General features: G+C 28.5%; 16 protein-coding genes and 1 riboswitch. Of the genes, 6 read left to right on the forward strand and 10 right to left on the reverse strand.

Features of this window, described 5'->3' with window-relative positions:
* Positions 1 to 22 precede the first annotated feature (22 nt).
* From XO12_RS05470 to XO12_RS05495, 6 genes are all read right to left on the reverse strand, one after another.
* On the reverse strand, positions 23 to 703 hold the full coding sequence (locus XO12_RS05470) for a LytTR family DNA-binding domain-containing protein (RefSeq protein WP_175419824.1): 681 nt from the start codon (positions 701 to 703) through the stop codon (positions 23 to 25).
* A complete protein-coding gene (locus tag XO12_RS05475; RefSeq protein WP_047266326.1) occupies positions 700 to 2,358 on the reverse strand; it encodes a LytS/YhcK type 5TM receptor domain-containing protein in 1,659 nt (552 codons plus the stop codon). The genes XO12_RS05470 and XO12_RS05475 overlap by 4 nt, the downstream gene beginning before the upstream one ends.
* The gene (locus XO12_RS05480) at positions 2,352 to 2,627 is read right to left on the reverse strand and encodes a hypothetical protein (protein WP_047266325.1); all 276 of its coding nucleotides are present in this window, start codon (positions 2,625 to 2,627) and stop codon (positions 2,352 to 2,354) included. Before XO12_RS05480 ends, XO12_RS05475 begins: the two co-directional genes overlap by 7 nt.
* A 12-nt stretch (positions 2,628 to 2,639) precedes the next feature.
* Complete coding sequence (locus XO12_RS05485; RefSeq protein WP_175419825.1) at positions 2,640 to 3,860, reverse strand: M20 family metallo-hydrolase; 1,221 nt, start codon at positions 3,858 to 3,860, stop codon at positions 2,640 to 2,642.
* Between the two features lie 42 nt (positions 3,861 to 3,902).
* The gene (locus tag XO12_RS05490) at positions 3,903 to 5,570 is read right to left on the reverse strand and encodes an AAA family ATPase (RefSeq protein ID WP_254867685.1); all 1,668 of its coding nucleotides are present in this window, start codon (positions 5,568 to 5,570) and stop codon (positions 3,903 to 3,905) included.
* Positions 5,571 to 6,162: 592 nt separating this feature from the next.
* On the reverse strand, positions 6,163 to 8,631 hold the full coding sequence (locus XO12_RS05495; RefSeq protein WP_047266322.1) for an ATP-dependent Clp protease ATP-binding subunit: 2,469 nt from the start codon (positions 8,629 to 8,631) through the stop codon (positions 6,163 to 6,165).
* A gap of 347 nt (positions 8,632 to 8,978) precedes the next feature.
* Between XO12_RS05495 and XO12_RS05500 the strand changes: the two genes are divergently transcribed.
* Complete coding sequence (locus tag XO12_RS05500; RefSeq protein ID WP_175419827.1) at positions 8,979 to 10,364, forward strand: pyruvate carboxylase subunit B; 1,386 nt, start codon at positions 8,979 to 8,981, stop codon at positions 10,362 to 10,364.
* Between the two features lie 47 nt (positions 10,365 to 10,411).
* Here the strand turns inward: XO12_RS05500 and XO12_RS05505 are convergent, their stop codons facing one another.
* The gene (locus XO12_RS05505; protein ID WP_175419828.1) at positions 10,412 to 12,796 is read right to left on the reverse strand and encodes a hypothetical protein; all 2,385 of its coding nucleotides are present in this window, start codon (positions 12,794 to 12,796) and stop codon (positions 10,412 to 10,414) included.
* Positions 12,797 to 12,865: 69 nt separating this feature from the next.
* Here XO12_RS05505 and XO12_RS05510 point away from each other — a divergent pair, with 69 nt between their 5' ends.
* Together XO12_RS05510 and XO12_RS05515 are read left to right on the forward strand one after the other, a co-directional pair.
* Entirely contained in the window at positions 12,866 to 14,509 is a 1,644-nt protein-coding gene (locus XO12_RS05510) for a radical SAM protein (protein ID WP_047266319.1), read from the forward strand.
* 4 nt (positions 14,510 to 14,513) lie between these two features.
* Entirely contained in the window at positions 14,514 to 14,771 is a 258-nt protein-coding gene (locus XO12_RS05515; RefSeq protein WP_047266318.1) for a hypothetical protein, read from the forward strand.
* Positions 14,772 to 14,806: 35 nt separating this feature from the next.
* On the opposite strand, the gene lepA is transcribed toward XO12_RS05515, so the two are convergent.
* Positions 14,807 to 16,627 carry a translation elongation factor 4 gene (gene lepA, locus XO12_RS05520; protein WP_047266317.1) on the reverse strand — a complete coding sequence of 607 codons (1,821 nt, stop codon included), beginning with the start codon at positions 16,625 to 16,627 and terminating at the stop codon, positions 14,807 to 14,809.
* Between the two features lie 95 nt (positions 16,628 to 16,722).
* On the reverse strand, positions 16,723 to 16,845 hold the full coding sequence (locus XO12_RS11485; RefSeq protein ID WP_303048792.1) for a hypothetical protein: 123 nt from the start codon (positions 16,843 to 16,845) through the stop codon (positions 16,723 to 16,725).
* 474 nt (positions 16,846 to 17,319) lie between these two features.
* A riboswitch (cobalamin riboswitch) is annotated at positions 17,320 to 17,495 on the forward strand.
* A 53-nt stretch (positions 17,496 to 17,548) separates the two neighbouring features.
* Here XO12_RS11485 and XO12_RS05525 point away from each other — a divergent pair.
* The 3 genes from XO12_RS05525 to XO12_RS05535 are packed head-to-tail and all read left to right on the forward strand — an operon-like array spanning position 17,549 to position 20,543.
* A complete protein-coding gene (locus tag XO12_RS05525) occupies positions 17,549 to 18,574 on the forward strand; it encodes an ATP-grasp domain-containing protein (RefSeq protein ID WP_175419829.1) in 1,026 nt (341 codons plus the stop codon).
* The gene (locus XO12_RS05530; RefSeq protein WP_175419830.1) at positions 18,567 to 19,403 is read left to right on the forward strand and encodes a CoA-binding protein; all 837 of its coding nucleotides are present in this window, start codon (positions 18,567 to 18,569) and stop codon (positions 19,401 to 19,403) included. Before XO12_RS05525 ends, XO12_RS05530 begins: the two co-directional genes overlap by 8 nt.
* 9 nt (positions 19,404 to 19,412) lie before the next feature.
* The gene (locus XO12_RS05535; RefSeq protein WP_175419831.1) at positions 19,413 to 20,543 is read left to right on the forward strand and encodes a hypothetical protein; all 1,131 of its coding nucleotides are present in this window, start codon (positions 19,413 to 19,415) and stop codon (positions 20,541 to 20,543) included.
* A 65-nt stretch (positions 20,544 to 20,608) separates the two neighbouring features.
* On the opposite strand, the gene XO12_RS05540 is transcribed toward XO12_RS05535, so the two are convergent.
* Positions 20,609 to 21,561, reverse strand: a 953-nt coding sequence (locus tag XO12_RS05540; RefSeq protein ID WP_175419832.1) for a PD-(D/E)XK nuclease domain-containing protein, incomplete at its 5' end; no start/stop codon positions are given.

A 21,561-nucleotide genomic window follows, 5' to 3' on the forward strand; every position in this document is an offset into this window, starting at 1 on the left:
AAATTTTCTTGACAAAAATAAATTAAATATTCAAAATATTTTTAATGTTTTTTATATGAGTTTTTCCTATAGGAATAATTTTCCCATTTTTCATTTCAAGTGAATTGGGATCTTTGATAAATTTATCAACATATTCGAGATTTATTATATAGGATTTATGTACTCTTAAAAAAGTGTAAGGAATTTCTTTTTCAAATTTATTTAAATTTTTAAAGTGTTTGAGTGTATATTCACCATTTTTTGTAATTGCCAGTATTTTTTTGTTGAAATATTCAAAATAATATATTTCCTCAAAATCTAAAAATATTATTTCTTTATTATTTTCTACAGCTAATTTGTTGAGTTTTGTATTTTTGAATTCTTTTTCTATTCTATTAATTGTTTCTATAAATCTTATTTCCGAGACTGGTTTTGTCAAATAGTCCAATGCATGTACTTCAAAAGCATCCACTGCATATTCAGAATAAGCGGTAACAAAAACAACTTTATATTTTTCTAAATATTTTGAAGCTTTTATTCCCGTTATTTTTGGTAATTCTATATCAAGAAAGATTACATCAGTATCATTTTTTATTTTGCTTTTCAGAAAATTTTCAACACTTTCAAAACAACCTAATATTTCAAAAGAACTCATTTCTTTTATTAATTCTTTCAGACTTTCTCTTGCGTAATATTCGTCATCTATAATTACAACCTTTATCATACTAATTCACCAACTCTATTTTTTATTTTTATTTCAACAATTGCTCCGCCAAATATTCCAGACTTTATGTTTAATTCATAATTTTCATTATATATTGCATTTAATCTGTTTTTTATCAATTCCAGACCTTTTCCTTTAGGTTTATTTCCTAAAAAACCTTTTCCATTATCTTCTACCACAATAGAAATGGAATCATTATTTTCTTTTATTGTTAAACTTATGAGAAGTTTACTGTCTTTCATACCATGTTTTATGGAATTTTCTATAAGTGGTTGGAGAATAAATGGAGGAATTTCTTTACTTTCTGTATTTTTGTTGCATTTTATTTCATAATCCAGCTTGTCTTTGAATCTTAATTTCATTAATTCTAAATAATTTTTTGTAAAATCTATTTCTTCTTTTATAGTAACAAGTTTTGCATTTTCATATAATGTATACCGTAGTAAATTAGAGAGATTATCTATAAATTTGTTTACATTATCAGGTTCTTTTTTTGATATATATTTGATGGCATTTAAAGTATTGAATAAAAAATGTGGGCTCAAATTTGCCATTAATTCTCTTAATTTTTCTTCTGTAGCAAGTTTTAAAGCTTCATTCATTTTTGATATAGATATTATCAAAGATAACGTTTGAGATAACTTTTTTCCAAAAACAATATCTGTATTTTTTATGGTTTTATTTTTTGAATAATATAGTTTTAAGGTACCTATTAAGTTATTATTTAAATCTTTTAATGGCAATATTATTGCCGAGTGTAATGGGCAATCTTTTTTTTCACAGCTTATTCCACTTTTTCCAATAATCTTTAAACCTTTTTCGCTTTTTATAACTTTTTTTGTTGCTCCAGTCTTTATTTTTAATCCAGAAACATGATGATCGCTTCCTATACCAACATGAGATAATATTTTTCTTTTATCCGTTAATGCTACAGCATCAAAGGTACTATTCTCCAAAATGGTCTTGGCTATAATATTTGCGCTTTTTTCGTTAAAACCAAGTTCTATTGTATTTAAACTATTTTCCATAATAATAAATATTGAAGTCATAGCACTCTCAGCTGTAAGTTCAAGGTTTTCTTCCAGATTTTTTATCATAAAATTCAAAAAAGAAACCCCCAGAGCATTTGTTACAACCATAGGAAATAATATATTGAAAGTTATATCATACGCAAGACTAAAAGGTTTTACCATAATTAATACATAGGTCAGATGTATTATTTCAATAATTGTCGTATAAAATAATGTATTAAAAAAAGTAAAATGTTTTCTTCCAAAATGCTGGGATATAAGTCCACTTAATACTCCAGCTGTTACGGTTCCCAAAAAACACGGGAATGCAGTTATTCCTCCAATGGATAGCCTGAATATTGATGAGATTCCTGCGGCGATTAAGCCGGATGTGATCCCGCCTGTCATACCTGCCAGAATTACACCAATATCTCTGTAATTAACTATCGCACCATTGTATTCAATGCCAAATATTGTTCCTAAAATTCCCAATAGTCCACCTATAATACCAAGCATAATCTTATTTTTGGCAACTAATGTTTTGCCAAATATATTTTTTATAAAATATGTTTGAAAGATTATATATGTAATTACCAGTATTAAGGATACTCTTTCAAGTAATATGAGACTGATATTTTCTAACATGGGTCTCTCATCATCGCCCTATCTCCAAAATCTCCGAGGTCTTTTAATTCAGAATCTTTAATTTCTTTACGTTTCTTTTTTGCTTCTTTATAAAAATTCAAGGTTTCGTTTATTTCTATATTTTCTAAATCTTTAAGCATTTCAATAGCTTTTCCCTGAGGAGATTTTGATATGTATACAATTATTTTGTCATAATTGTGAATCACTTTTTTTATACTTCTAATGTCAACAACTCCAAGACCAAATCCATATAAAATAAGTGTTTTCATCTCTATTACCTCCTATAAATTTCTCATCAAATGCGCATAAACTTTTGTGTCTGAAATTAAATGCGCTATTTTTATATATTCATTTGGTTGATGCGCTGTGTGATCCATTGTTCCCCATACAACAGCTGGAAGGTTTTCGTGTCTTAATATTGCAGCGCATGTACCACCACCAATCCCTCCGACAAATGCATCAATATTTCTTAATTCTTTTAAACTTTCTTTTAATTTTATAACCATTGGATGATCTGGTGGTGTGGGTGCAGGGGCTTTTTCAATTTGAGGCGTTTCAATATTTATTTTAACATCGAATTTAATTTCATATTTTTCTTTGATTTTATTGATATCATCGAGTATTTCACTTAAATCATATTGGGGAAGTATTCTGCAATCAAAATAGAGTATATCTGTTCCTGGAATTGTATTTATATTATCAACATTATATTCTTTTTTTGTTGGTTCAAAGGTTGAAATAGGAACTCTCCCAAACATTTTATCTATAGCTTTATATTTTTCATGTAAAAATTCATCCAACTCCTTCGCAAAATATATCGCAGCTCTATGAGCATTTCTGGCTACATTTGGCGTAGCTGCATGAGCCTGCTTTCCTTCAGTTATGATTTTTAACCATAATATGGATTTCTCTGCTATTTCAATAAATGAACCTTCATCGTTTCCAGAATCAGGCACGTAATACCAGTCATTTTCATTGAAAATTCCTTGTTTTAACAGATATTTTATGCCATAATCACTTCCAGTTTCTTCATCAGATACAAATACTAAACCAATATTATTTTCTGGTCTTATATTTAAGTCCATAATAGTTTTTAAACCAAAAAGTGTTGCTATTAAAGAACTTCCATTGTCTTCTGCTCCTCTTCCAAAAATTTTACCATCTTTTACTACTGGTGTAAAAGGGTCTGTTTCCCATAAAGAGAGATCTCCGGCTGGAACTTTATCCATATGAGTAATGAACCAGATGGTTCTTTTTGGATTTTTTCCTTTATATAACGCAATAATATTAGGTCTAAAACCATATTTTACAGCATCATCTGGAGCATCGTAACGTTTTATTTCATCGAATTTCATAGTTTTCATATATGATTCAAGATATTCTGCAACCTCTTTTTCTCCAGGCCCTCCACCTCTTGGATTTACAGAATTAATAGAAATAAATTTTTTTAATCCTTCGATTATATCTTCTTTAAGATTTTCTACATGATTAATAATATCCATTTTTACACCCCCGTAAAAAATTTACTATAAGCTTTTCATTTTTTATTTTACAATTATTTCAACATCTTTTTTATCAAAGGCAATAGCAACTTTTATTACTTTTTCTATTCCGTAACTTTTTATTTCTTTTTCATATCCTTTTTCTTCTATCTGTTTTATTCCTCTTTCTGCGCTGTCTTTTAGATTTTTATCAAAATCTCTGCTGTATTTTTTGAATTCAAATATTATTCCTGGTTTTGTTTTGTTTTTAGGGATTAATATTAAATCTGCTCTTCCATATCCCGCCTCTCTGTTACTTTTTATTATATAATCCTTTTCTAATCCTACACTCATTCCTAATATTAATCCATGATAGAATCTTTCTGGTTCTTTTTCTGTTACGTCAAAATAACTCAGTGTATTTTCTACTATTTCTTTAAACTCTTTTGTGAATTCTATTTTTTCTCCATTTATTAGTAATCTTATTATTTTGTTGTATTCTATACTGCTTTCTTTTAGTATATTCACTACTGTCATTTCATAGAATTCTTTTGCTTCTTTGTTTGGTATTTTCAATCTGTATATCGCACTATTTCCTTCTCCTTTTTTGTCTTTCCATGTTAGATATCCGGTGAATAGAAATAATGTCCATACACTTTCTTCAAGATTTTCATTTAAGTCTCCATATACTAAGTTTTCATTTATTGTGCTTTCTATTGTTTTTCCTTCTATTAACTCTCCTATTTTTATTTTTATTTCTTCTGTTCCTTTTCTTATTAATTCTTTTATTAATGTGTTTCCACTGCTGTTTATCCAGTAATTTCTTATTTCTTTTGATCTTACATAGTTTATTATTGAGTATGGATTATATACTTCTTTTCCTCCAAAGTTAAAGCCGTTATACCATTCTATTATTTTTTCTTCTTCATATTCTATTCCATAATATTTTAATATTTCTTCTAATTCTTCTTTTGTTACTCCAAATTTGTCATTGTATAGTTCATTTACTACTGTTGATATGTCAAGATTATTTACTCCTGTGAATATACTTTCTTTTGCTACTCTTGTTATTCCTGTTAATACCGCTTTTTCAAGATATTTATTGTCTTTTAATGCATTACCTAATATATTACCTATAAACGTTATGAATTTTTCATAATACCCTTTTAAATATGATTGTTGTATTGGTGTGTCGTATTCGTCTATTAATAATATCGCTTTTTTGCCGTGATGTTTGTAGAGATATTTTGATAGATCCAATATGCTGTTTTCATATAATGTGTTTTCTCCTTTTCTCCCTAATATCTCTTTTATATCTTCTTTTTCCCATTTATTCAGCCTTTCACTTTCTATTAAATATACGTATTCTCTGTATAAATCACTTATTTTTTTCCTTAATGTACTTATCATCTCTGTATAATTTTTTTCTTTTAAATCCTTAAATGTTAAATAAATTACAGGATATTTATTTAAATACTTTTCTATTATCTCTTTTTCTTCATATATTTTTAAGTTTTCAAATAGATGTTTATTATCTTCATCATTTTTAAAAAAATACTCCAACATGCTCATATTTAATGTTTTTCCAAATCTCCTTGGTCTGGTTATTAGTATTACTCTGCCTCCTGTTATTATTTCTTTTATTAACATGCTTTTATCTATATAGTATGCATTATCTTCTATTACTGTTTTAAAATCACTGTCTCCTATTGGTAAGCGTTTCAATTTCATCATTTCACCTCCATACTTTGTAATTATTTATCCGATTCTTATATAAAGTATTAGTGTCTTTATTATATTTTTTCTTCAAAAACATTATACCATAAAAAAAGGAACGCTAATACACCCACTTAGGCTATCCCTAAAACACTTCTAAAAAATTAATATAATTAGAATATCTAAATAGATTGTCTAAAAAGTCAAATTCACTCAGACAGCTTGATTGCTAATCCTTAAAATTATTCATTCTCAGCCGTCGCTCAAACAATACATCGTGTATTGTTTCGCTCAAAATTACTTCCATGTAATTTTGACGGCTTTCATTTACGCTTAGATTTTTTAGGTATAAAAAATCTAAGGGAAAAGGATTTATAATTATATAATAATTTATAATTATATAATAAAAATTATTTTTCCAATTACCCGCTGTAAGCGTGTAAGGGCAATCTTCGAGTCTTCGTTTCATTTGAGACTTTTTAGACAGCCTAGAATATCTAAATATGATAGGAAGTTTATAATTTTAACATTTAATCTGATATCATTTTAAACAATTATCTATGCTTAAAAATGGCTACAAAAAAATTAAGGGATGCTTGCGCATCCCTTAATCTTTTTTGGTTTTTATTTCACCTTTTCCAACTCTTATATTTAATTTATCTTTGTCCAGATCTATTATCACCTTACTCTTTGGAGGAATCTTTCCTGCAATAATCATATTCGCTAATTCCATTTCGATTTCCCTTTCGATTACCCTTCTCAAAGGTCTTGCTCCAAATATTCTATCATAACCTTTTCTGGCAATATACTCTTTTGCATTTTCTGTTATCATTAATTCTAAATCCTTTTCTTTCAGTCTTTCTTCCAATCTTCTCATCATTATACCAACAATTTCTTTAACTTCATCAACAGATAGAGGTTTAAATACAACTATTTCATCTAATCTGTTTAAGAATTCTGGTCTAAAATATTTCTTTAATTCTTCTCTGACAATTTTTTCCATATCCTTTTCTTCGTTTAACCTTTCTTCCTCATTTACGAATCCTAACTTCCCTCTATTTTCTAATTTATTTAATATATTTTCTGAACCAATATTACTTGTCATAATAATAATGGTATTTCTAAAATCTACTGTATTACCTTTTCCATCTGTTAGCCTTCCGTCATCAAGTACTTGTAATAGAATATTGAAAACATCAGGATGAGCTTTTTCTATTTCATCAATGAGAATTACAGAATATGGTTTTCTTCTTACTGCTTCTGTTAATTGACCTCCCTGTTCATATCCTACATATCCCGGAGGTGAGCCTATTAGTCTTGAAACAGCATGTTTTTCCATATATTCAGACATATCAATTCTAATTAATGCTTCCTCTGTATCAAATAATACTTCTGCTAAAGATTTGGCAAGTTCTGTTTTACCAACACCTGTTGGTCCAAGAAATAAGAAAGAGCCTATAGGTCTTGTTGGGTCTTTTAATCCAGCTCTTGCTTTTCTTACATGTTGTGAAACTTTGATAATAGCTTCTTCTTGACCTACAACCCGTTTGTGTAATTCTTTTTCGAGATTTAGAAGTTTTTCTCTTTCTTCTTCGAGCATCTTTTTTGCAGGAATACCTGTCCATTTTTCTATAACTTCTGCTATTCTATCCTCATCAACAATAACCTCTTCATCTTCTTTATCTTTTTCAGTTTCATATTGTTTTTTCAACTCTTCTATCTGTTTTTCTAATTCGAATAAATCCTTCTTTTTTAATGCTGCCTTTTCGTACTCACCTTTAACAGTTAATTCATTAATTTCTTCTTCTAATTCTTTAATTTCATATTCTAATTTTTTTATGTTAGATAACTTTGAACTTTTTTCCAGCCTTGCTTTAGCAGATGCTTCATCTATCAAATCTATAGCTTTGTCTGGCAAGAATCTATCTGTTATATATCTATGAGATAATTTTACCGCCGCAACTACTGCGCTATCATCTATAACAACATTATGATGTTTTTCAAAAGTTTCCTTTAATCCTCTTAAAATTGCAATAGCATCTTCCTCATTTGGCTCATCTACCTGTACTGGTTGAAACCTTCTGGCTAATGCCTTATCTTTTTCTATATATTGCCTATATTCATCAAGCGTTGTAGCTCCTATAACACGTAATTCACCACGAGCTAAATCTGGTTTTAACATATTTGCTGCATCCATCGAATTACCTTCAGCTTTTCCCGCTCCAATTATTGTATGTAATTCATCTATAAAAAGGATAATTTTATCTCCCTGTTTTTTAACTTCATCTATAACATTTTTTAATCTTTCTTCAAATTCTCCTCTAAATTTTGCACCTGCTAATAATCTTCCCATATCAAGTTGTAATATTCTTTTTTCTATTAACGCATCAGGAACAGCTCCTTTTATAATTCTTTGCGCCAAACCTTCTACAATGGCTGTTTTACCAACACCCGGATCACCAACTAAAACAGGATTGTTTTTTGTTTTTCTGCTTAATATTTCTATAGTTCTTTGAATTTCAAGATCTCTACCAATTACAGGCATTAATTTTTTTTCTTCAGCCATTTTTGTCAAATCAATTGTAAATTGAGCTAAAACATCAGCTACATTCTCTTCCGTTCCCTCTTTTGTGACTTTTATATTCTTGAGTTCTTCATATATTTCATTTGTTGTTAATCCATATTTTGAAAATAATTTTGCAGAATAAGATGTTCCTTCAAGCATAATAGCCAGTAATAAATGCAATGTTGTTATTAATTTGTGTTTTGTTTTTCTTGATTCGCTTTTGGCTATTTCAAATATTCTTTCCAATGTTGGGGAAATATATACTCTGTTATCTCTCATTCCCCCATATGAATATTGAACATTTTCCTCTAATTCATTTTCAATATTCTCCCGAATAGCTTCAACGTTTATAGTCTCAAATATTCTTTTTACATATTCATCATCGCTATCGAGTATAGAAAGAGTTATATGTTCCGGAGTTACTATGTTTGTGCCATAACCATTTGCAAGAGTTCTGGCGTTTTCTATTATTTCCAGTGCCTTTTCTGTGAAATTTTTTGGATTCATCATTTCATTCACCTCCATATATTTTTAAATTTTATTTTTAGCAATCGTAACTTATATTTGCTAAAGACTTTTTAAAAAAATAATTTTCCGCAAACTCCGCTTCTTTTAGACTTGAATTTTTTAAAAAAGTTCAAACACGAGATATTTTTAAGCAATCTTAATATATATTTGCTAAGATAATTTTACATCTTAAATGTTTCGTGTATATTAACAAAAATAAAAAACAGTGATAAATAATAACAATTAGAAATGGGAATGAATTTTTAATTAGCATAATTAACATATTTTAAAAATCAACTCTTAACTGTTTTTTAAAATAATAATGTTTTAATTATTTTGGAGGTGGAAAAATGACAAAATTTGTAGATACCACTTTAAGGGACGGACAACAATCTATTATTGCCACAAGAATGAGAACAGATGAATTTGAGCCAGTTTTAAATAAATTCGACGAAATCGGATTTCATTCAATGGAAGTATGGGGTGGAGCTACTTATGATTCCTGCATCAGATATTTAGACGAAGATCCATGGAATAGATTGAAAATCATTAGAGAAAAGTTAAAAAATACACGAATACAAATGCTTTTAAGGGGTCAGAATATTGTTGGGTATAGAAATTATGCTGATGATGTGGTGGAATTATTTATAAATAAAGTTGCAGATTACGGAATGGATATAATAAGGGTATTCGATGCATTAAATGATATAAGGAATTTGGAAAAAAGTATTGAAATTGCAAAAAAAAGAAAGATACATGTTCAGGGAGCTATTTCCTATACAATAAGTCCTGTTCATAATCTGGAATTTTATTTGAATTTTGCTAAAGAATTGATAGACAAAGGCGTAGATTCAATTGTTATCAAAGACATGGCAGGTCTCTTAACTCCAAAAATGTCCTATCAATTGGTTTCAGAATTAAAAAAGAAGTTTAATGTACCTATTGAATTGCATTCTCATAACACCGCCGGAATGGCATCAATTGCATATCAGGCAGCTATTGACGCTGGTGTTGATTTCATTGATACCGCTTTAAGCCCGTTTGCAAATGCGAGTTCTCAACCAGCGGTGGAGCCTTTTAATTTTGCTCTTGGAGAACCTTTGAATTCAGATTTATTATATGATTTAGCTCATCATTTCTGGAACGTTAGAGATAATCATGTTGAAAACGATATGAGAATGGTTTCTATAGATTCGAGAATATTAAAAGCGCAAATCCCTGGAGGAATGTTCTCAAATCTCGTTTCGCAATTAAAATCACAAAAAATGATACATTTATTAGATGATGTTTTGAAAGAAGTGCCAAAAGTTAGAAAGGATCTTGGTTATCCACCTCTTGTAACCCCAACAAGTCAGATAGTTGGCGTTCAGGCTGTTTTAAATGTTATGTATAAAGAACGATATAAGTCCATAACAAAAGAAGTAAAAAATTATTTAAAAGGAATGTATGGAAAACCACCTGCCCCAGTTAATGAAGATTTATTAAAAAAAGCTTTAGGTAACGAAACACCTATTACCTGCCGACCTGCAGATTTACTGGAACCTGAAATTAATAAAGCTCGTGAAGAAATATGCGCATTAGCCGAGAATGATGAAGATTTATTAACCTATATTTTATTTGGCGAAGTTGGAAAAAATTATCTAAAGAAAAAATACGAGAAAGAAATTCAGGTTGATTTTGACCTCGTTGAAGAAAATGAAGAATTTTCAGAAGATGAAAGTGTATATCCTGTATAAAAAGAGGCTGTTAATAGCAGCCTCTTTTTATACATAAATTTATGTATTTATTTATTAAATATAGGAACAGGTATATTCAACCAATATAATGCTGTAAAGTCCATAATTATAGAGAGTTTCCATAGAGATTGTTTACTGCTTAAATTATAACTATAACCACCAGAAACTCTAATTCCATCAAAGCCATATTTCCCGTCTAATATTGAAAAATATTGATTCCATAATTTTTTTGATATATTTGTCCCTAAAATCATATTGCCTATTGTATCATAATATACATAAGGTTCAATTTTTAGAGTTTTTATATCAAATGCTGTCGATGTTTGTATATAATAATTATTATCTCTATATCCAAATAATATGTTATTCTCATAGTAATTCTGATTATTTATTGTATATGGGTTTTTTGTCAAACTAATTTGAATATCTTTTGATAAAAATTTAGAGTTTTCAAGTTGGAAAAAAGTATTAATATTTAAATAATTCTTCTTTTTCAAATAAAATTCGAAATTTTTTGATATATTTATTTCAGAATATATATTATTATTTTGATATTTGAATTTTGCGAAATTCTGAGTATAATAGTCAAGATAAACTCCTACAACAGGTATGATCTCATTAAAATCTGTTAATATTCCTCCACCTATTCCATAATTAACACCTTCGCTAATAGCGGCATAAATAACCCCTACGTCATCATTTTCAATATATGGAAATAAGATTCCATATTTTAATCCCTCCTTGTATTTATTAACATTATTTATTTCAAAATTTTTATTATAATTATCCAGTTCTTTTTTTTTCGGTTTATAAATAAAAATTTTAGATTCTTTTGCTAAATCAGAATTTTTAATTCTGGATAAATGATATCCCTCTTCATTATAATATAAAAAATATAAATTTTCATTCAGAACAACCGGGTAAAAGGCTCCATATATGTGGTTTGTTAATTTCGTCAATTTTTTTGTTTTTAAATTCAGCGAATAAATATTAAAAATATTGTCTTCATAATTTGCGGTATAATATAATTTGTTGTTTTTTATGAATATATTCATTTCTGTATATTTGTCGTTTGTAACTTGTATTAAATCATAATTATTTAAATCAATATAATAAATATCATTTTGATTGTTTATATTCCCGGAAAAATATATTTTATTATTTGAGTAATAAAAGTCATTTACTATATATTTTCCCCAGTCTAATACTTTTCGTATTTTTGAATCTCTTAAATCCCATATAAATATTGCGGTTAAACCATTATTTATTTTTGTATATACTATACGATTATTATCAATAAATTTAAATGTTTTAACTCTTTTATCAATTAAAGTATCTGATATAGGGCAGCCGCATTTTAAATATAATAAATTCATGTTTTCGATCTGAGTGATATATGTGATTTTCCCATCATCTGAAATATCAAAATTTCTTATATCAGGTAATATTAATTTATTTCCTTTATATACACCACTTCTTTTTCCTGGAGATTGCTTGTAATAATATAAGTAATTGCCATCTGTTTTAAGGTTCGAAGTATAATGGTATGAATCATCTAAAGCTTTATAATTGCTATCATATCCTTTGTTTAATAGCTCTAGATATTCGTTTTTATATTTTACTTTTATATATAATAAAAAGTCGTTCCATTTTTCATCTGTAACTCTTTCAAACGATGTGCTTATTGTACTGAAAAATAAATGTGAATTTATATCTTTTATTATTTCTCTTAATTTATCTTCACCATATTTTTCAGAAATTTCTTTTGTGAAAATAGCTCCATACATATAATTAAAACCCGCAGGACTCCAGATATCTTTTGATGCTCCACTTCCAAGACTATATCGAGGGTATTCCTTGGATAATACTTCGGCTTTTAAATACATGTTAAACAAATCATTTTGAAATCTTCCTTTAAAATATTTACTCTCCATATATATGGATAAACCTTCATGTAAATAGCTGGGTTCCCATGAAGATATCAATATTTTTTTTATTATATTATCTGGAATCCACGATATATATTTATTTGTCATATTTCCATAAAATATATGGTTTAACTCATGAGAAAATACAAAAGGAATCCAATTTTCAACATTTGTGCTCAATCCCATTTTTGCTTGAGGGGGATTTATATATAATCTGATAATATTAACCTGAGGAACGGCAAAAGCGTTTACAAAATCAACATCATCAAAAATAAAAACTGTAATACTACCGGGTTTTGTATCATAAAATCCCGAATAATCTTCATATAATTTATCGGAAACATTTTTTAATTCATCATAATATAGATATAAATCCTTTTCAAATACAAATTTAAAATATTTTGTCTCCTTTTCATAAGCTTTCTGAGAGAAGTTGTAAATCATTTCTCCATAAGATATTAAAGCTATTAGAAACATAAAAAATACTACTAAAAATTTTTTCACATTTACACCTCCAATAAAATATGCTATAATAAAAATATGCTAAATATATTTATCTAAAGGAGCAATACTATGAAAGCTGTTATTATTGATGGTTATGTTGATGAACCGGCAATTTTAGGTGTTCCACCCTATGTTTCCCCATATATAAGATATGCTGCTGGTGCATTGTATTATCATGGTATTGACGTTGATTATTATACCATAGATCAAGTTAGAAAAGGCACAATGTGGCAATCATTTAATAATTACGAATATTTAATAATCATTGCTGGTGTTACGGTACCTGGACATTATCTTGGCGGAACCCCAATTTCTTTAAGTGAAATAAATAGATTATTCTCTTTAAACAAAGAGCCATTAAGAGTATTAGGCGGACCAATTGTAAAAGGCTACACATTAACAGGCGGAAGAAGAGCAGTAAAAATAGCATCAGATAATATAGATTATATAGTAGAAGGAGACATTGAAAAATTCCTGTTTAAATATCCCATTTCTGATGACTTCAATTTAAAGGACAAATCTGACTATGATTTAATTTCAAAAATAGCGCCTCTTGGTGCTGAAATATTAAAAAAACATCCAAGGTATCCAGATATTATAGTTGAAATGGATGTGTCACGAGGATGCGAAAGAACCAATGGTTTTTGTTCTTTCTGTACAGAACCGTTAATAAATGGAAAATATAGGGAACGATCTTTAAAAAATCTATTGGATGAGGCAATATCTATTTCAAAGATAGGAGTTAAGAATTTTAGATTTGGAAGAGCTGCGGACTTTCTTGCTTATGGTTCGTTATTAAATAATGGAGAACCAAATATATATCTATTTGACGAATTATATAGTGAAATGTCAAAAATTGCGGATATTATTCATACTGACAATGCAAACCCTGCATATATTATCAAACATAAAAACAACATTAAAAAAATACTGGAAATTATAGTTAAGTATAATACTGCAGGAGATATTCTCTCTTTTGGTATAGAATCATTTGATAAAGAGGTTATATTAAAAAATAAAATTGATATTATGCCTGAGGAAGCTATAGAAGCTATAAGAATAGTAAATGAAATTGGAAAAGTACGAGATGAAAATGGAATCCCAAAATTATTGCCCGGTATAAACCTATTATTTGGATTGATAGGTGAAACGAAAAATACTTTTGAGATAAATAGAAAATATATGGAAAAAATTATGCAAGAAGATTTGCTAGTTAGAAGAATTAATATTCGCCAGGTAATGGCATTTCCAGGAACATTATTATATAATATTAAACCAAAACAACATAAAAAAGATTTTATAAAATTTAAAAAATATATGGAAGAGTATAATAATGAAATGCTTAAAAAAGTTTTCCCGGTGGGCAGTATATTAAAAAATTTAATAATAGAAGATATACAGGGAAAAGTTTCATTTGGAAGGCAGCTGGGAACATATCCTATAAAAACAGGAGTAATAGGGAAATATGATATTTTCCAAAAATTGAATGGTGTTGTAATAGATCACGGCTCAAGATCAATTACGGCTTTAAAATTACCTTTTGATATTAATACAGCTACTATTGAAGAGTTATCAGCAATTAATGGTATAGGGAAAAAAACAGCAGAAAATATTATTTTGATGAGACCAATAAAGAATTTAAATGATCTAAAAAATCTGAACAATAATATAAAACCTATTTTAAATAAACTCAATTTCATCAACAGGGGGTGATTTTATGGGTAAGATTAGGGTACTTGGTATTTTTATTCACGATCGAAAAAAAGAAGCCGGTGAAGTTCAAAGGCTTCTCACTGGGTTTGGTTGTATTATAAAAACAAGATTAGGCTTACATGATGCATTTGATGATGATTGCAGCGACAGAGGTTTGATACTTTTAGAATTAGCAGGGAATGAAAGTTTATGGGGAGATTTAGAAGAGAAATTGTCAAAAATTGAAGGGATAAAAGTTCAAAGAATGGATTTTGAATATTGAAAAAAAGCAACCCTGATGGGTTGCTTTTTTAATGCTTATTTGTCTTCTTCATTGATTTTTAATATTGCCAGAAAAGCATTTTGAGGTATTGTTACCCTACCAATTTGTCTCATTCTCTTTTTTCCTTCTTTTTGTTTTTCAAGCAATTTCATTTTTCTTGTAATATCGCCACCATAACATTTAGCAAGTACATCTTTTCTGTAAGCCTTTATGGTTGATCTTGCGATTATCCTTCCATCGCCTTTTGCTTGAATTGGTATTTCAAATTGATGTTTTGGTATTAAATCTTTTAATTTTTCCACCATTTTTTTAGAAACTTCATACATTTTACTTTTGTGTACAATAAAAGATAATGCTTCAACTGGTTCTCTATTTACTAAGATTGTTACTTTTATTAAATCAGATTTTCTATATCCAATTAATTCGTAATCCATAGATGCATAACCACGACTAATAGCTTTCATTCTATCAAAAAAGTCAAATATTATCTCACCAAGCGGAACTTCGAAGTGCATAACAACTCTATCTTTACCAGCATTTGACACAGAGATAAATTCTCCTCTTTTTTCATTCTGTACTACTCCCATTAATCCTCCCATATATTCTGTTGGAGTTATTATATCTAATTTTACATAAGGTTCATAGACTTCTTCTAACAAATCCTGATCCGGAAATTGTGTTGGGTCATGGATTTCCATTTCTTCACCATTTTTAGTTTTAACTTTATACACAACATTAGGTGCTGTTAATATTATAGCCAGCTCAAATTCCCTTTCTATTCTTTCCCTTACAACATCCATATGTAAAAGTCCTAAAAAACCACATCTGAATCCAAAACCCAATGCTGGTGAATGTTCTGGCACAAAAGTTAAAGCTGCATCATTTAATTTGAGTTTTTCAAGAGCTTTTCGTAATTCTTCATAGTAATCCGGTACTCCGGGATAAATTCCTGCATATACCATGGGCTTTACTTCTTTATACCCCGGAAGAGGTTCATCTACAGGGTCACTGGCACTTGTAACAGTATCTCCAACACGAGCTAATTCAACATCTTTAATACCAGCTATTATATATCCAACCTCACCAGCAGACAGAGAATCTGTTTTTTGCATTTCAGGGTGAAATATACCAACTTCAACAACTTCATATTTTTCTTTATTTGACATTGTCATTATTTTATCTCCTGGTTTTACGGTTCCACTGAATATTCTTGTATAAATAATAACCCCTCTATATTTGTCATATTTCGCATCAAATATCAAAGCCTTTAATTTATCATTATGTGTTCCTTTGGTTGTTGGTGCAGGAATTCTTTTTATAATTTCTTCTAATAAGTTTTCAACACCTTCTCCTGTTTTCCCTGAAATTTTTAACGCTTCTTCTCCTGAAATTCCTATTAAATCCTCAATTTCTGCTAATGTTTCCTCAATGTTGGCGTTTGGTAAATCTATTTTATTTACTGCAGGAATTATTTCTAAATCGTTTTCTATTGCGAGATACGTGTTAGCAACAGTTTGAGCCTCTACGCCTTGTGACGCATCAACAAGCAATACAGCTCCTTCACAAGCCGCAAGACTTCTTGAAACTTCATATGTAAAGTCAACATGACCGGGAGTATCTATTATATTTATTTCATAAGTATTGCCATCTTTAGCATCATACATAATTTTAACAGGTTGAGATTTTATGGTTATACCTCGTTCCTGTTCAATATCCATCATATCAAGATATTGGTCATGCATCTTTCTTTTTTCAACGCTTTTTGTAAGTTCCAGTATTCTATCAACAAGAGTGGTTTTTCCGTGATCTATATGAGCAATTATGCTTATATTTCTAATCAGCTCCGGATTATACACAAAAACACCTCCAAACACTTTTTACTTATTATATCAAAATTTTCTTTAAAAAATATGACGAATGAATAGCTTTAAGCTTTTAATATATTAAAAATTTATATGTATTCACCAATTAAATTAACAGGTATATCAATGATCTCTTTTATTTTTTCATAATTATTTCTTTCCAAAGTAACAATTGCACATGTTGCAGGTCCTGCACTTTTATATACATCCATATTCAGAATAATATCTATGCACAACTTCAAAAATATGATCCGTTTTAAAAATGCCTTTTTAATCTCATACTTTTAACGTTTGTAGTGTTTTGCCTATTAATTTTGCAAATGCTTTAATTCTTTAATATTTCATTTTTTCACCTTTTATTTTTATTATATCGTAAAATTATTCAAAAACTGAAGGTTTTTGTAATATTTTCTAATTTATTTTGAACTGTTATCAGCCTAATATAATTTCCATTCACCACAGGAAATCTTCCTGTTAAATAATACGTATTCATTTTACCACAAATAGTACATAGTTTATTTATTTTAATTTTTGGCTGTCTATAATGTATTAAAATTTTTAGAATTTAAAAGTTTAAGAAAGCCTTTTAATTCTCACATCAGAATTTACGAATTTATAATGAAAAATACTGGATTTTTGACAATTGAAAATGTAGTACATCTATGATACAATAACAATGAAAAGTAAATACCTCCGGAATTAAAGGTGAGTAATCTTAATAGGGAAGACGGTGAAAATCCGTCACGGCCCCGCCACCGTAACTGGGGACGAAACCAGCAAAAGCCACTGGTATAAACCGGGAAGGCGCTGGAAGTAGAAAGATCCAGAAGTCGGGAGACCTGCCTTTAATTCCAGAGCAATCCCATTTGCGAGGGCAATTGGGATAGAATTTTTATTTTTATAGGAGGTGGCAGTATGAAAGTTCAGGAGTTTTTAGGAAAAAACTTTCTAAAGGAGTATGGGATTAAAGTACCAGCGTCATATCTGATAAGATCAGAAAACGACATTAGGATTCAGTTCTTACCAGCAGTTTTAAAGTCACAGGTGTTAGTTGGAGGTCGTATGAAGGCTGGTGGTGTATTATTTGCCAAAGACAAAAATGAATTTATATCTAAAGCAAATGTCCTGTTAAAAAAGGAAATTAAAGGTGAAAAACCGTATGGTGTTCTCATCGAAGAAATGATACCTTTTGAAAAAGAATATTATATTTCTCTTGTATTAGATAGAGAAAAAAAAGATATTATTATATTATATTCTGAAAATGGCGGTATTGATATTGAAGAAAATAAAGATAGCATAAAAAAATTAAATTTTGAAAATTACGAAGAGTTTTTACCAGAAAAAATACAAAAAATTATACCAAATCTAAGAAAATTATTTAGAGAAAAGGATTTAACGTTGTTGGAAATAAATCCATTAGTTGAAGATAGTAAAGGAGAAATATATGCTCTTGATATCGTAATGCATCTTGATGATAATGCTATATTTAGACAAGAATGGGTAAAGGAATTTTTAGAAGAAAAATATCCTTTTCATTTTGTCAAATTAAATGGAGATATAGGCATAATTGGTTGTGGTGCAGGAATAGTTATGGCTACAATGGATGCTGTAAAATTAGCTGGTGGAGAACCAGCAGATTTTCTGGATCTTGGAGGAGGAGCAGAAAAAGAAATTACAATACAGGCTTTAAATTTATTAAAGGATAATGGAATAAAAAGAATTATATTAAATATTTTTGGCGGTATAACAAAGTGTGATGAAATTGCAAATGGTTTAGTAGAATTTAAAAAACAAAATCCAGAAATTAATTTGTTTATACGATTAACTGGAACAAATGAGGAAAATGCAAAAAAAATACTGAAAGAAAATGAATTAAGCTATTATGAAGACATGTATTCTATGATTTTAGATGCAGTAAGGATGGTGAGAATTCATGATTAATGGAAAAGAAAAAATATGTGTCCAGGGAATAACAGGAAAATATGGCAGATTACATACAGAAAAAATGTTAAATTATGGAGCTAATATTGTTTGTGGAGTGTCAAAAAATTATATAATAAAAAAATTGCATGGAGTGGAAGTTTTAAACAATATGTATGATGCAGTGAATAAATATCGTGTAGATACTTCTGTAGTATTTGTTCCTGCACCATATGCGAAAAATGCGATTTTTGAAGCAATAAATGCAGGAATAAAGAAAATAATTATTATTACAGAGCACATACCTCAACAGGATATGCTTGATGTATATCATATTGCTAAAGACAATAATGTTAGAATAATAGGGCCTAATTGTCCTGGTGTAATATTACCTGGAATTTCAAAAATTGGAATAATGCCAGAGAAAGCGTTTAAACCTGGAGATATCGCAGTGATATCAAGAAGTGGAACTTTAATGTATGAAATTTCAAATTATCTTTCTAAATATTCAACGGGTATTAAAATTGGTATAGGTTTAGGTGGTGATCCAATAATAGGTACATCAGTAGCTGAGGCAATGGAATATATAATGAATAAAAATATTAAAAAGGTTATAGTAATTGGTGAAATTGGAGGAAATGAGGAAGTAAATGGTGTTGAATATGCATTAAAAAAAGGTTATAATGGTGATATAAAAGTATTTTTTGCAGGCAGAACAGCACCAAAAGGAAAGAGAATGGGACATGCTGGAGCTATTTTAGATGGTTATGAAGGTAGTATTGAATATAAAGAAAAAAAATTAAAAGAATTAGGGGTAAAAGTAATTAAAAATATACCGGAATTAGTATGAGGAGGATGTATGAATACATATATATTACTTTTTTTAACTATATTATCTGGAATTTTCATTGGGAAAATACGAATAAAAAACTTTAAATTGGGTAGTTCTGGAACCTTGTTTAGTGGATTATTAATTGGCTGGTATACCACCAGCCAGTTTTCTAATAATCCAGAAATAATAAACAGCATGAACAAGGATTTTAAACAATTTTTCCTTTTCTCTTTAATTTTATTTATATCATCTGTTGGATTGATTGCGTCTAAAGATTTAAAACATATAATAAAAAAATATGGCTTTAAATTTATTATTATGGCATTTGTTATAACTTTATCTGGATTCTTAACAACACTTATTTTATCTTCAAATAATAAATACACATTTATAGGACTATTTTCTGGTGCATTAACAAGTTCTCCTGGTTTGGCAACAGCATTAGAAACGGCTCCAAATTTTGAAAAAGATATAATATCCGGATATTCTTTTGGATATATTCCCGGAGTTTTAGCTGTAATATTTTCTATGTATTTATTACCTTATATATTAAAAATAAATATCAACGATGAAAAGAAAAAATTACTTGGAGAAATCAATATAAAAAAAGAAGATGCAAAAAATTTTGATTTTTTAAGTTACTCACTGGTAATAATTATTGGAATATTATTTGGAAATATTAATATTAATCTTGGAGTAATTTCTTTTAAATTAGGTATGACAGGAGGAATATTATTATCTTCTCTTATATTAGGAACAATAGGGAAAATATGGATATTTAACTTTAAAATGAATAAAATGATTTTGAAAAATTTACAGGAATTTGGTTTATTAATGTTTCTTTCTTCTGTAGGATTAAGATCTGGCTATAAAACCTTAAGCAATTTAAATATTGAAACGCTATATTTAATGTTATTTTCCTTTATTATAGCTTCAATTGCTATAATTGTAGGAGTAATAGTTGGAAAATATATATTGAAAATTAATTGGATAATATTATCAGGAGCAATATGCGGTGGAATGACTAGTACTCCAGGGCTTGGTGCAGCAATAGACGCCAATGATTCTGAAGAGGTTGCAGTAGGCTATGGCGCTACATACCCCTTTGCTCTTATTTGCATGGTCATTTTTAATAAAATATTGATAATAATAAAGTGAGGATACTCCTCACTTTATTATTATGTTTTTATAACAAAAGTCTTTTCTCTTTTAATTTTCCTAAATCATTTTACTTCCTCAATATACTTTGCTTCTTTTCCAACAAAAACAATTATATACTTTTTCATCGTTTCATTTTTTGTATTTAATTCATACGATTTCTTGTATTTTTCTATTTGTTCTTTTGCTTCTTTTATTTTCCTTTTTAATTTTTCTTCTGTGTATTCTTTTTGTTTTATGTATTTTACTTCTATTATCGCTTCATATGGTACTTCTTCGTATCTTTTGAACATTGCTATGTCTATATACCCATTTTCTACTGGATATTCCATTTTTACCATTGCATATGGCGTTAGTATTAGATAACTATACATTATTGCTTTTATGTATTTTTCATCTAATCCCATGAATATTCTGTTGTCCATTTTGCTCAATAGGTTTTCTATTTCTTTTGCAAATGGTTCTATTTTTCCATCTTCTAATATCGTTATTATTGCATTTTCTATTTCATCTGTGTCTATGTATTCTGTTAGCCTTTCTTCTATGTATTCTGTGAAGTATTCTGAGAATATTTTTTTCATTGAGTAATTTGGTATTTTTAAATATGTCCTTAATCCTTCTTTTTCAAATGTCATGAATCCCAGATAGAATAATAATGATTTTATATCTTTTATTTCTATCCTTTTTCCTGGGTTGAACATTGTTGTGAGTTCTGGTAATGTTGTTCTTCCTGTTAATAGTATTTCATTTAGTAATTTACCTATTATTTTTTTTGGACTTTCTTTTGCTTCTTGTTTTTCTTTTTCTGTTAGTTCTTTTTTGTTGTCTTTGTCTATTTTTACTCCAAGCAATTCTCCTAAGCTAAATAGATTTTGTACTTTTTTGTAATCGCTCATTATGTTGTCATCTATTATTTTTTCTGGTGGTCTTTTTTCTGAAAAATATTCTGTTATAAAATAAAATACCATGTCTGGATTATATACTTTTTCTTTTGCGTTTATGTTGAATATATATCCAT

Origin of the sequence: Marinitoga sp. 1154 (assembly GCF_013363285.1) — a bacterium.
In the GTDB taxonomy this organism is placed as follows: domain Bacteria; phylum Thermotogota; class Thermotogae; order Petrotogales; family Petrotogaceae; genus Marinitoga.